At 69.2% G+C, this 11,323-nt stretch carries 11 protein-coding genes; 4 read left to right on the top strand and 7 right to left on the bottom strand.

Features of this window, described 5'->3' with window-relative positions; genetic code table 11:
* Positions 1–36 precede the first annotated feature (36 nt).
* The 4 genes from H0264_RS14720 (at position 37) to H0264_RS14735 (ending at position 4,483) form a co-directional block, all read left to right on the top strand.
* A complete protein-coding gene (locus H0264_RS14720) occupies positions 37–2,610 on the top strand; it encodes a cytochrome P450 (protein WP_181584481.1) in 2,574 nt (857 codons plus the stop codon).
* Between the two features lie 108 nt (positions 2,611–2,718).
* Entirely contained in the window at positions 2,719–2,988 is a 270-nt protein-coding gene (locus tag H0264_RS14725) for a DUF2277 domain-containing protein (protein ID WP_181584482.1), read from the top strand.
* Positions 2,989–3,054: 66 nt separating this feature from the next.
* Positions 3,055–3,963, top strand: coding sequence for an RNA polymerase sigma-70 factor (locus H0264_RS14730; RefSeq protein WP_181584483.1), 909 nt, complete (start codon positions 3,055–3,057; stop codon positions 3,961–3,963).
* 55 nt (positions 3,964–4,018) lie between these two features.
* Entirely contained in the window at positions 4,019–4,483 is a 465-nt protein-coding gene (locus tag H0264_RS14735; RefSeq protein WP_181584484.1) for a flavodoxin family protein, read from the top strand.
* Here the strand turns inward: H0264_RS14735 and H0264_RS14740 are convergent.
* From H0264_RS14740 to H0264_RS14770, 7 genes are all read right to left on the bottom strand, one after another.
* Positions 4,469–5,233 carry an AAA family ATPase gene (locus H0264_RS14740; protein ID WP_181584485.1) on the bottom strand — a complete coding sequence of 255 codons (765 nt, stop codon included), beginning with the start codon at positions 5,231–5,233 and terminating at the stop codon, positions 4,469–4,471. The genes H0264_RS14735 and H0264_RS14740 overlap by 15 nt on opposite strands.
* Positions 5,234–5,291: 58 nt before the next feature.
* Positions 5,292–6,335: an FAD-dependent oxidoreductase gene (locus tag H0264_RS14745; RefSeq protein WP_181584486.1), complete on the bottom strand. Its 1,044-nt coding sequence runs from the start codon at positions 6,333–6,335 to the stop codon at positions 5,292–5,294.
* Between the two features lie 94 nt (positions 6,336–6,429).
* Positions 6,430–6,693: a GlsB/YeaQ/YmgE family stress response membrane protein gene (locus H0264_RS14750; RefSeq protein WP_181584487.1), complete on the bottom strand. Its 264-nt coding sequence runs from the start codon at positions 6,691–6,693 to the stop codon at positions 6,430–6,432.
* Between the two features lie 151 nt (positions 6,694–6,844).
* A complete protein-coding gene (locus tag H0264_RS14755) occupies positions 6,845–7,696 on the bottom strand; it encodes an alpha/beta fold hydrolase (protein ID WP_231086839.1) in 852 nt (283 codons plus the stop codon).
* Positions 7,693–9,252 (bottom strand): MFS transporter, encoded by a 1,560-nt coding sequence (locus H0264_RS14760; protein ID WP_181584488.1) that lies wholly within the window; start codon positions 9,250–9,252, stop codon positions 7,693–7,695. The genes H0264_RS14755 and H0264_RS14760 overlap by 4 nt, the downstream gene beginning before the upstream one ends.
* A complete protein-coding gene (locus tag H0264_RS14765) occupies positions 9,249–10,418 on the bottom strand; it encodes an FAD-dependent monooxygenase (RefSeq protein WP_181584489.1) in 1,170 nt (389 codons plus the stop codon). The genes H0264_RS14760 and H0264_RS14765 overlap by 4 nt, the downstream gene beginning before the upstream one ends.
* Positions 10,415–11,323 (bottom strand): SDR family NAD(P)-dependent oxidoreductase, encoded by a 909-nt coding sequence (locus tag H0264_RS14770; protein WP_181584490.1) that lies wholly within the window; start codon positions 11,321–11,323, stop codon positions 10,415–10,417. The genes H0264_RS14765 and H0264_RS14770 overlap by 4 nt, the downstream gene beginning before the upstream one ends.

Raw genomic sequence — 11,323 nt, forward strand, 5'->3', positions numbered from 1 at the left:
TTTCAACCGGTGTACCGCATCGGTACAGTGCGGCGAATGCACATCGCGTTCTTCGCGGATTATCACCCGGACACGCTCGGCGGAGTTCAGACGGCGGTCGACTCGCTGCGACGGGGGCTGGCACGGGCGGGCCATCGGGTCACGCTCTTCGTGCCGCCGCAGGCCGGGGGCGGGGCGGCGAGCGCCGAACCCGATGTCGTGGAGCTGCGATCGATATCGCTGGCGCTCAACGGATTAGCCGTGGTCGCGCCCGGAGCTCGCAATGACGCGCTGGTCGATGCCGAGTTCGCGGCGCGCGGGCCCTTCGATGTCGTGCACACGCACTCCACCTACGGCGTGGCCATCATCGGCATGAAAGCCGCACGGCGGCACCGGATTCCGCTGATCCACACCGCGCACAGCCGCGATGACGCCTTCATTCGGGAGACCTCGCCCGCGCCGTACGCGACGGCGCTGGCCTTGCGCGCGCTGCACGGGCGGTACGTCCCGCACGCGCATCACATGCCGCATCGGGCCGAGAGCCGGGCGGCGCGGCACGCCTGGTGGACCATGAGCGGCCAGGCGCAGGCCGCCGATCGGGTGATCGTGCCGACCCGCCACTTCGCGGACCTCATGGTCGCGCACGGGCTCACCAAACCCATTCGGGTGATCTCCAATGGGGTCGATGACGCGGTGCTGGAAGGGCTCGAACCGCAAGAGCATCCGGTGGACGGGCCGTTGCGGCTGATCTGGTGCGGGCGGCTGTCGGCGGAGAAGCGATTCCTCGAAGCCCTGGACGCCGTGCGGCGCTCGCCGCACAGCACCCTCGACATCTACGGTGACGGGGATCTGCGTGGCGTCGCGGCGGCCTATATTGCCGAGAATCGGCTCGGTGAGCGAATCCGATTGCACGGCAAGGTCTCCAGTGCCGCCTGCCTCGAAGCCATGACGGCGGCCGACGCCCTGCTGTTCCCGTCCAGCGATTTCGAGACGCAGGGGATGGTGCTGCTGGAGGCGGTGGCGGTGGGCCTGCCGGTCATCTACTGCGACCCCGTGCTGGACGAAACCGTGCCAGCGGGCGGCGGATTCCGCAGCGCCGACCACTCCGTCGAGGCCCTCGCGGACGCCATCGCCAAGCTCGCGGCCGATCGCAGCGCTCTCGCGGGAATGCGCGCGGTGCTCGGCGAGCATGCCGGTTCGGTCCGCCAATCCCGCTATACCGCAGCGGTTCTGAAGGTCTACACCGAGGCCGTCGACAAGGCCGCGCAGCGACCGGCCGCCGCGCTGCCGCGCACGCTGTCCGAGATCCCCAGCGCCCCGGGCGGTCTGCCGCTGGTCGGGCACAGCCTGCAGGCGCTGCGGAACGCGCCCGGCTTCGTCACCGCGGTCGGGCAGCTCGGCCCGATCGTGCGAATGCGGTTCGGCCGCAAGACCGGTTACATCCTCACCACCCCGGAGCTGGTGCGTCAGGTGGCCGTGAGCGACGCCGAATTCGAACGGGAGGATCTGCGCGAGGCCATCGAGGATGTGGCGGGCGGATCGGTCAATGTGCTGCGCGGCGCGGAACACAAGCTGCGCCGCCGGATGATCTCGCCGTCACTGCGGCAGAGCCGGCTGGCGGAGTATTCGAAGTCGGCCTCCGACATCGCGAACGCCTGGTCGGCGGGATTGCCCGCGGGCGGGCGGGTCAACCTCATGGACGAGGCGCACGGGCTGGTGCTCGACACCGTGTCCTCGACCCTGTTCACCGCGGATTTCAGCGCGTCGGCCCGGCACGAGATCCGCGACAATATTCCGTGGCTGCTGTCCCAGGTGATCATTCGCACCGCCATGCCACCGCAGATTCGCCGGCTGCGCGTCATCTCCAACTGGCGCTGGCGCACCAAGGCCCGTCACCTGCGCAGGGCCGTGGGCGCGGTGATCGCCGAATACCGCCGCCGCGACGAGGATTTCAATGATGTGGTGTCGGCGCTCATCCGCCACACCGATCCCGAGACGGGGGCGACCCTGTCCGATGATCACATCATCGACGAGGCCATTCTCATGCTGGCCGGTGGTGTGGGCTCCATGGCCTCCCTTGCCGGTTGGCTCTGGCACGAGGTCATGCGCCATCCCGAGGTGGCCGAGCGGCTCTACGCGGAGCTGGACGCCGTGGTCGGGCCCGAGGGCATTCGCCCCGCAGACCTCGAAGCCCTGCCGTACCTCAAACAGGTTGTGGCGGAGACGATTCGCTTCTGGGGTCCGTGGATCAGCGCCGCCAACTCCGTCGCCGATCTGACCATCGGTGAGGTCACCATCCCGGCCGGATCCGCGATCATGTTCAGCCCCTACATGGTTCAGCACGACCCGCACAATTTCCCGCACCCCGAGCACTTCGACCCCGACCGCTGGTCACCCGAGCGCGCCGATGACACCGCCAAGAAGGCCAGTCTCTCCTTCGGCGTGGGTCGCCGCCGCTGCCTGGGTGACCACTTCGCCATGCTCGAGATCGCGCTCGCCTCGGCGGCCCTGCTCGCCCGCTGGCGGCCCGTCCCGGATCCGGACTACACCGTGCGGCCCTCGAACCGGGACTTCGTGCTCTCACCGTCGGCCATCCCCGTCACCCTGCACCCCCGTGAGCGAACGAAGTGAGCGAACCATCAGCACAGCGCGCGTCGCGCACGCACCGACGAGCGCAGCGAGGAGGGGCGTGAGCGGCGGACCGTGACGGATGTCGGAGGGGCGGGCTAGCCTCGGGTCATGTGCCGAAACATCACCGCCCTGCGTGGGCTGGAACCAGCGGCCACACCTGAGGAGATCCAGGCGGCCGCCCTGCAGTACGTGCGCAAGGTCGGCGGGCTGTCGAGCATTTCCGATTCGAACCGCGCCGCCGTCGATGCCGCCGTCGCCGAGATCGCGGCCACCACCACCCGGCTGCTCGAGCAGCTACCCGATCGCAAGGTCCCGCCCAAGACGGTGCCGCCGCTGCGCCGGCCCGAAGTGATCGCGCGCATGCACGCCCACGACTGAGGCCGGCGAGCGCCCATCCGGGGACGGAACCGGCCCGTAGGGTGGGCGGTGGACGGAGGGGGAGCCATGAGTGATGTGATCGCGGTGCGCGAAGGCAGCGACCCGGAGGTGTTCGATCGGCTGCGGCCGCTGCTGTTCACCATCGCCTACGAAATGCTGGGCAGTGCCGCTGATGCCGAAGATGTCTTGCAGGACAGCTATATTCGCTGGCGTGACGTTCCCGCGGATGAGGTCGAGCATCCGCGCGCGTATCTGACGCGGATCGTCACCCGGCAGGCGCTCAATCATCTGCGGACGGTGAAGCGTCGCCGCGAGGATTACGTCGGCAGCTGGCTTCCGGAGCCGATTCGCACCGCACCCGACGCGAGTCACGATGTGCTGCTGGCCGAATCGGTGTCCATGGCCATGTTGCTCGTGCTGGAGACCCTCGGCCCGGCCGAGCGTGCGGTCTTCGTGCTGTCGGAGGTGTTCGGCCACAGCCTGGTCGAGATCGCCGACATGATCGGCAAGACCGACACCACCGTGCGCCAGATCGCACACCGCGCCCGCGAGCATGTACACGCCCGCCGCAAGCGCTTCGACACCGACAGCGACACCAGCCAGGCCGTGATCGGCACCTTCCTCGCGGCCATTCGCACCGGTGACGTGCAGACCCTCATGGATGTGCTGGCCCCGGACGTCGTGCAGATCACCGACGGCGGCGGTCGGGTGCACGCCGCGCGACGCCCGATTCTCGGCGCCGAAGCCGTGGTGAACTACCTGCTGGGGCTGGCGCGAAAGCATATGGCGGGCATGCGGGTCGAGTTCGGCGAGTACAACGCCCGGCCCGCGCTGCTGGTGCGGTCCACGGTGGACGAAAGCCTGGATACCATTCAGGTCATCGAGGTGGAGGGCGGCCGGATCGCGCGGCTGTACGCGGTCCGCAATCCCGACAAGCTCGGTGCGGCCGATGCGGTGCGCACGCTGACGCGGTGACGCAGGCCACACGAAGTCGGTGTCACGGTCGAGAATCGGGCGGTGTCCACGAGATATGAACGCAATCATCGTGTGCAAGTCCGTGTCCCATGGCAATACCCGGCGGGTCGCCGACGCGATGGGGGAGGTGCTGCAGGCCAAGGTGGTCGGCCCCGAGGACCTCGATCCGGCCACGCTCCTCGGCTACGACCTGGTGGGATTCGGGTCGGGGGTGCGTCATCAGGCCATGTACCCCGAACTGCGCGACTTCGTGCGGGCCCTCCCGGACGGACAGCATGGCCGCGCCTTCGTCTTCGCGACCAGCGGTTTCTCCGAAGTGCCGGTGCGCCCCTTCATGAAACCCGTGGTGGATTCGTTGCAGCGCAAGGGTTTCGACGTGGTGGACACCTTCCGCTGCGAGGGCTGGGACACCTGGTTCCCGTTCAAACCGGTCGGCGGCGTCCGCAAGGGTCACCCGAGCTCGGACGATCTGGCGGCGGCCCGGGCCTTCGCGGCGGGGTTGCGCTCACGACTCCAGTAGGTGCCGTAGGAAGACATCCGGATCGTTCACGAACTCGCGGGTCAAGCGCACCGGAAGCGCCTTGTCATAACTGGTTTCGTGGATCTCGCCGTCGTCGTCGAGTTCGAGAATGCTGGCCCCGGGCAACGCCAGCAGAATCGGCGAGTGCGTGGCCACGATGAATTGGCTGTCCCGCGCGGCCAATTCGGCCATGCGCGCCAGCACCGCCATGCACCCGCGCACCGAGAGCGCGGCCTCGGGCTCGTCGAGCAGATAGAGCCCGCCGGGCCCGAACCGATGCGTGATGAGGTCGATGAAGGATTCGCCGTGCGAGCGTTCGTGCGGTGAGACGCCGCCGTAGGAGTTGATGAGCGGCGGACCGAAACTGGGTGCTCTGTCCAGCTCCTCGATCTCGGTGGCCACGTTGTAGTAGGACTCGGCGCGGAGAAAATACCTGGTGCGCGGCCGGCGACCGGACTTGGCGACGATCAGATGATTGCCGAGTTCGGATTCGCTGGCACGGGTGGCGAAGTTGAAGTTCTCGCTGCCGCCCTCGGGGTTGAAGCCGTAGGCGACCGCGAGCGCCTCCACCAGGGTGGACTTACCCGATCCGTTCTCGCCGACCAGGAAGGTGACGCCGGAGCCGAAGTCGACGCCCTTCGCGAGGGCGTTCACGACCGGGAGATCGAAGGGATAACCCGAGGTCGGGGCGTCACGTTCCAGCCGGACACCGCGAATGTAGCCGTCGGCGCGGATATCCCGCCGTCGCATCCCGGTCACCTCCTCGCCGCCGCGTGATCTTGTTCTTCACGGTAGCGGGCGTGCGGGTTCAGCGAGGTCCGGGGCGGGCGACGGGGACCGACAGGTCACGTTCGGCGGCCAGTTCGCTGCGGCGCGCGGCCATGGCGGCCGCCGGATCGCCGCCCGTGCGCAGCGCCTCGAACAGCGCCGCCGCATCGTCGATGGCCTCGCGCGCACCCCGGCCCGCCGCCGGAGTTATGGCGTGGTCGGCATCGCCGCACAGCAGCACCGGGGTGCGCGGCGGCGCGGCATCCCGGAACGGAACATCGCGGGTATTGGACACATGGACGGTGTCGGTGTGCGCCAGCAACGTGTCGATGAGTCCCGGGATACCGGGCGCGGCGGTGCGAACAATGTCGCACCAGGCGTCGACCGGATGAAATCCGATGTCGCGCTGGGCAACCGGCGGCCGGGTGAGCCGGGCGAACCAGAACGCGGTGCCCTCGCTCCAGTAGTGCCCGAAGGTGCCGACCGGCCGCGGGCTGTCGCTGGCGTGGCCGTGGAAATGCAGTACGCCCGCTTCGGATTCCGGCTGCACCGGGGTGGTCGTCGTGCCGTAGCAGACGACCTGGCCCGCGTACTCGGCGATCCGCTCGGGTTCGAGCCGTGCCCGCACCAGCGAGTCGATGCCGTCCGCGCCGATGAGCAGGTCGTCCTCGACCGCGGTGCCGTCGTCCAGGATGGCGGTGGCGGTCTCGGGATCGATATCGATGACGGGCTGGTCGAACCGGATGTCGGCCCCTGCGGCACAGGCGAATCCGGTCAGGGCCGCCATGAGATCGGGCCGCCGGTACAGGCGGTGGCCTGCGCTGGGGATCGTGGTGTCGCGCAGGTGCACCCGGAATCCCGGCACCGGATGCGAGACCCGGTGCAGGTCCTCGAGCGGGACACCCAGACGTGTCAGCACCTCGTGGGCGTGACCGTCGAGCACCAGGAAGGCGCCACTGCCGGATTCCGGACGACGCTCGAAAACGGTTGCGGGGCAAAAGGTTCTGTCTCCCGCGACCCGGTTTCGGGCCAGCGCCCCGGCGAGGACGGTACCGGCGATGCCGCCGCCGACAATGGTGACCATGGCTGCTCCTGACCTCGGACGAGATGGGAAGTAGCCGACCTTCACCGGTGCTTCGACGTAGTGCGGGTTGGGGTTGGACGATGCGGGTTGGGGATCAGACTCTGCTGCGCACGAACTTGTAGATCACCAGAATCACGATCGCGCCGATGATGGCGCCGACGAAGGTGTGCTCCACCGGTGGCCGGAAGTCGAACTTGTGCGGTGCGAAGACCAGGCTGCCGAGCGTGCCGCCGACGTAACCGCCTGCGATGCCGAGCAGAATGGTGGCGATCCAGCCCATGTCCTCTTTACCGGGAACGAGGAGGCGGGCGATGGCGCCGGCTATGAGGCCGATGATGATCATGACGATGATGCTCATGGCGTGCTCCTTGCCTTGCGGGTTCCGCGTTTTCGAAGGTAGCAGGGCTAAGCATCGGTATGAGCGTGTCGCATGACGTCAGGCGCGCCCGCACCCTGATTCGCGGGGCAGCGTGGGCTGCCGTGCCGGTGATACCCGCTGCGGGGCCCGATCATGCGGAGGACAGGGCGGTCAGTTCGCGAATCAGCAGGTCCGGCCGATCGAGCGGTACGCAGGTGCGGCTGTGGTCGGCCCGCACCAGGCGGGCCTTCGGGAAACCGGCGGCCAGCCGCGGCCCGTGTTCCTGCGGCATGAGCTGATCCTCGCGCGCCCACACCACGAGCACCGGGCCGGGGAAGCCGGTGGCTTCGGCCCATCGCCGTTTGTCCTCGGCGGTGTAGCGCTGGCCCAGGATCTTGCCGATATCGCGGCGCACCCCCTCGTCGGTGGCGAAGGGGAGCAGCCAGCGTTCGGCCAGATCGGACGGAATGGGTTGTAGCGCGGTCGGATCGGCTGCGGCGTAGCGGGCGCGCAGGCCCGGATTGCGCAGGGCTCGTCCGGCCAGGGCGAGCGCCCCGGGCACGCGGGCGGCCGCGGCGAAGGCCCGCCCGGCCCGGCCCGGCGGGTAGTTGTCGAAGGCTTCGCAGGCGCACAGCACCAGGCGGGTGATCCGATCGGCGCAGCCCTCGGCCAGCATGGTCTGCGCCGCGCCCCAATGGTTCTGGACGAGCGTGACGTCGTGCAGGTCCAGGGCGTGCAGGAATTCGGCGACCAGTCGCGCCAGGCCCGCGATGCTCAGATCCGCGTCCGGTTCCATGGCGATGCGGTGGCTGCCGAGCGGCATGGTGGGCCGGACGCAGCGGAAGCCGGGCAGTCCGGCCACCACCTCGCGCCACACCAGGGCGTCCTTCATGGCGCCGTGCAGGAAGACCAGCACCGGGCCGGAGCCGCCGGAGTCCAGGTATTCGATGGTGCCCGCCGACAATTGGAGGGATTTCATCTCGGTGGACTGCGGCTCGGTCATGCGGCCTCCTCGGCGAGTGGTTCGGGTGCGGCGGGTGTTTGGCGGCCTTCGCGCCAGGGCAGCAGCGCGGCGGTGAGCAGCGCGCCGACGCCGGTGGCGAGGGCCGCGGCGCCGGCGGTCCAGAAGATGCCGTCCACGAAGGCGTCCCGGACCACGGTGACCGCCTGCTCCCGCAGCTGTGGCGACGGAATCTGCTCGGCCAGCGCCAATCCCGCGAACGGCGACGAATTGACTTCGCGCACGATGTGTTCCGGTATTCCGGCGGCGGATACGGCGGGTGCGATGGCGTGCGCGTAGCTGGAGGACAGCACCGATCCCAGCACCGCCACGCCCAGTGCGCCGCCCACCTCGCGGGTGGTGTCGTTGATGGCGGCGCCGACGCCCATGTCCTCCTCGGCGAGATTCGACATGAGCAGTTCGGTCGCGGGACCCTGCACCAGGCCCAGTCCCGCACCCATGAGAATCGTGGTCGGCAGAATGACCGCCGCGTACGAGGTGTGCGTGTCCAGGAAGGTCGCGACCACGAACCCGCCGCACAGGGCCGCCAGACCCGCCGCCACGGTGGGCGCGGTACCCAGCTTGCGGCCCAGGGCCATGCCGATGGGTGCGCCGATCATGATGCCGACCGCGTAGGGCAGGGCGCGCACACCGGTCTCCATGGCCGAGTAACCGCGCACCGCTTGGAAATACAGGGTGAAGAAGAAGACGAATCCGAACAGCGCGAAGAACGCCACCGAAATCGACAGTGCCGGAATGGCGAAGCGCCGCATCTTGAACAGGCGCACATCCAGCAGCGGAGCCCGCACCCGTAGCTGCCAGAGCACGAACAGCGTCAGCGCGCACGCCGCACCCGCGAAGGCGGTCAGGGTGATCGGCGTGGTCCAGCCGTAGCGGGGCGCCTCGATAATGGCCCACACCAGCAGAGCGATGCCGGCGATCGACAGCACCACACCCGCGATGTCCAGCCGGGCGGGGTCGGCGACCTTGGCTTCGGGCACCCACAGCGCGGTGCCCGCCATCGCGATGGCGGCCACCGGCAGGTTGATCCAGAAGACCGAATGCCAGGTGAAATGCTCCAGCAGCCAACCGCTCACGAGCGGCCCGCCGACAATGGCGATGCCCGCCACCCCGGCCCACACACCGATGGCGATCGAACGCTCCTTGCGATCGGTGAACAGCGTGGTGACCAGGGCGAGGGTGGCCGGGAAGATGGCTGCCGCGAAGACGCCCATGGCCGCCCGCGCGCCGACCAGTTCGGCCAGCCGATCCGAGGTCGCCGCCACCACCGACATGGCGGCGAAGCCGACCATGCCGAGGTAGAGCACCCGGCGGCGGCCGTAGCGGTCGCCGAGCGTGCCTGCCGCCAAGAGGAATCCGGCGAAGGTGAGGGTGTAGGCGTCGACACACCACTGCAGGCCGCTGAAGCCCGCGCCGAGCTGCGTCCCGATGGCGGGCAGCGCGATATTGATAATGGTGTTGTCGATGACCACCAGCAGTTCGGCCAGGCACAGGATGGCCATGGCGGCGTAGCGGGTCGCACCCGCCGGGTTGCTCATCGGGCGACCGTGCGCGCCTGCGTCGGTAGCTGGAATCGCATGGGCTGCATGTTCTGCCGCCGCAGCATGCTCATGGGCGTGACCTGCACGGCGAGGTCACGCAGGCGCACGGCCAGCGGGTTCTGCAATTGCTCCAGTTGGCTCAGGCGGCGTGAGTCCGCGACCAGGCGGCGGGTCCGTTCCCGGCGGGCGTTCTCATAACTGCGCAGTCCCGCACGGGGATTCGTGGCGGTGGCCAGTTCGTGGCCGAGTACCACCGCGTCCTCGATGGCGGAGCTCGCACCCTGGCTCAGGCTGGTGAGCATCGGGTGGGCGGCATCGCCGATGAGCGTGACCGGGCCGTCGCCCCACTGCGGCAGGAAGTTCCGGTCCTGGGCGGGCACGATGACGATGGACTCCTCGGGGGTCTGCTCGATGACCTCGACCACTTCGGGAGCCCAGCCCGCGAATACCGCGGCGACACCGGCCTTTCCGCCGTGCCAGTCCCGGGCGGCGGCGACACCGACATTCCGGGTGCCCCACCAGTAGACCTGGCCGCCGCCGATCTCCATGAGGCCGAAGCGGGTGCCGCGTCCCCAATAGTGGCGGGCCACACCGGTTTCGAGGTTCGGGTGCGAGAAGGGAAGGACGGCCAGCCAGCAGACGTAGCCGTACTCGTTGATCGGTTCGTCTCCGGCAATGCGCGCCCGCACCGCCGAGCGGATGCCGTCCGCGCCGATCAGCACATCGGCGCGCGCGCTGACCCCGTCGCCGAATGTGGCTGTGACGCCGTCATGGTCGTGCTCGTAGTCGCGCAGCGGGCTGTTCCAGTGGATCGGCACCTCTGCGGCCGCGGAGCGCAGCAGCGCGATCAGGTCGTTGCGGCCGATATTCACGATGGGTGCGTTCAGTTCCGCGGTGATCTGCCGGATCGGCAACTCCCGCACCAGGTTTCCGGTGGGTCCGTGAATGGTGAATCGGCGCAGCGGGCTGCCGGTGGGCCCGCCGGTGGGATCGATACCGAGTTCGGCCAGTGCGGCGGTGGCGTTGCAGGCCAGACCCAGACCCGTGCCGGTGTTCCGGAATCCGGCTGTGGTCTCATGGATTTCGACGTCGATGCCGTGCCTGCGCAGGGCGACGGCGGTGGTCAGGCCGGCAATGCCCGCACCCGCGATGAGGGCCTTCACGCGCGCACCTCCTTGGGGGCGGTGACGGCCGGGCTGGTGCGTTCCATGACGAGGTCCAGCAGCCGGTTCGGCAGCAGACGGGTGGCCACCGCCACCGCCTTGGAATCCGCGCCCACCGGATAGCGGGTGCGCGGTGTGCGCGCGGTCAGCGCGTGCTCGACGGCGTCGGCCACCGCCGCCGGTGTGGTGCGGCTGGCCTGGGCGCGTTGGCCGTTCGCGGTGACGAAGGCCAGGAAGCGATCGCGGTAGAGGTCGGCGATCTCGGCGGGCGCGGCGGCCAGCACGCGTTCCGCGCCCTCGCCGAGCTTGCCCCAGATGGGTGTCGCCACCGCGCCGGGCTCGATGATGGACACACTGATCGACAACGGCGCGAGCTCCCGGCGCAGCGCGTCGGACAGGCCGATCTTGCCGAATTGCGCTGCGGCGTAAGCACCGTGGTACGGCGTCGCCAACCGGCCCACCCCCGAGGCCACATTGACGATGCGACCGGCGGGCGCGCGCAGCTCGGCGCGCGCATCGCGAATCCGCAGCAGTGGCAGGAAGGTTCGGATCAGCTGGGCGGGACCGACCAGCGACACCTCCAGTTGGGCGCGCAGGTCCTCGGCCGACAGCAGTTCGATCGGCGCGGCCACGCACACGCCCGCATTGTTGACCAGGCCGGCCAGCCCGGCCTCGCCGACGCGTTCGGTGATCACCTTGTGCGCCACAGCGATCGACTCGGATGCGGTGACATCCAGGATGACCGGCTCGATGCGCGCATCCGCCTGTCGCAGGTCGTCGGCGTCGGTGTCTTTGCGCACGCCGGCCAGGACCAGGAAGCCGCGATCGGCCAGTCGCAGGGCCGTCTCCCGGCCGAGGCCGGTCGACGCACCGGTGATCAGTACCGCTCCACGGGTTTGGGACAC

The sequence above is a fragment of the Nocardia huaxiensis genome, from assembly GCF_013744875.1.
In the GTDB taxonomy this organism is placed as follows: domain Bacteria; phylum Actinomycetota; class Actinomycetes; order Mycobacteriales; family Mycobacteriaceae; genus Nocardia; species Nocardia huaxiensis.